This is a genomic window from Halorubrum sp. AJ67 (assembly GCF_000513435.1).
This window is the reverse complement of the sequence record NZ_CBVY010000003.1, coordinates 214,528-215,990: the sequence shown is the minus strand read 5'-3', so window position 1 is coordinate 215,990 and position 1,463 is coordinate 214,528. Positions and strand designations below refer to the sequence as shown.

The 1,463-nt window shown below is 71.4% G+C and carries 1 protein-coding gene; it reads right to left on the bottom strand.

From position 1 onward, the window contains the following. Positions 1 to 70 precede the first annotated feature (70 nt). Positions 71 to 1,264, bottom strand: a complete 1,194-nt coding sequence (locus tag BN903_RS04605) for a potassium channel family protein (protein ID WP_048076597.1) — start codon at positions 1,262 to 1,264, stop codon at positions 71 to 73. Between the last annotated feature and the right edge of the window lie 199 nt (positions 1,265 to 1,463).

Genomic DNA, 1,463 nt, shown 5'->3' with positions numbered 1-1,463 from the left:
GAGCGCGTCGTAGTACGCCCGAGCGAGGGCGGCGGGACTCCGTTCGTCCGGCGGGGCCTCCCCGTCCGCCTCACGCCGCGAGGGCATCGAACTCCTCCGCGGAGGTCCGGGTGCCCTTCGCGATGATCACGTCGCCGCCCCGCAGCGTGGTGTCGATGTCGGGGCCGACCAGCCACCCCTCCTCCGGGCGGCGGATCGCGAGGACGCTCGTCGAGATGTCGGTCGCGGGCACGCCGTCGGCGACCGCGGTCCCGTCGAGGTCGCTCCCCTCGCCGACGATGGTGCGGGTGATTATCTCGTCCGACTCCTGAACCGCCATCTCCACGACGGGGTGGACGTCGAGGTCGCGGCGGACCCCCTCGGTGATCGCGAGCGCGGCGTCGGATATCTCCTCGGTCGCGACGCCGAGGTGGATGAGCCCGCGGAGCGACACCGGGTCGTCGGCCTCGGCCGCCGCCCGGAGCGTCCACGCCTCGAACCGCGACTGGAGCGCGTCCACCTCGATCTCTAAGTTGTTCACCTCCTCCGCCAGCTCTTCGTTGTCGAAGAGGACGGAGCCGTACGCCAGATCGACCGCGAGCTCCGAGAGGTTCTTCATCAAGACGATCGAGTCGACCGCGCGCTCCAAGTCGTCGATCGCGGGTTCGGCCGGCGGCTCCGGCTCGAACGGCTCGCCGCTCAGCTCGGGGTAGACGTCTGCGACGCCGGCCTCGGGACCGCGCAGCAGCGTCACGTCGCTCGCCTTCAGGCGCGTCGTCGGTCCGGGGTTGAGGATCCAGTCCTCGTCGCGCCGGACCGCGATGACGCGGACGCCCGTCTCCGATTCGAGGTCGATATCAGCGAGGCTCCGACCGGCGTACGCGGAGTCGGCGACGACGGTTCCCCGGACGAGCGTCTCGACGCCGGCCGAAAGCGCGCCCCGCATCGCGTCGGGCAGCCCGATCTCCTCGGTGACGATCTTGGCGATGTCGCCCGCGGCGTCCGCGACCTTGTCGGCGGCGGCGATGACGCCGAGGACGGGCGCGAGCGTCTCGGCCTCGCTCGGGTTCCGCGCCGCGAGCATCAGGCTCATCCGGGCGCGCATCTGGAGCACGTCCATCCGGTGTTCGAGTTCGACGACCTCGTGGGCGACCGTCGGGCTGTTGTGGAGCACCGCCGAGTACGAGAGGTCGATCAGCAGCTCCGCGGTGTCTTTCATCTCGACGAGTAGGTCCTTGACGCTCGTCGGCTCGTAACGGACCGTGCGCTCGTCGGCGCGTCTCATGTGCCTCCCTCTCCGGCTGCGAGTAAAAGGCTTGTTGCGGGCGCGCACCGCCGGCGATCCGAACGGCGCACCGGACCGGATCAGGCGGCGTCTCCGGCGACGTACCCCGCGGTTTTCGCCCGCGCTCTCGACCGGGGCCGCGAGGTCGACGAGGGCGAGCCACGCCAGCAGCCGGGCCGCGCGGTCGCGCCACGTCGCC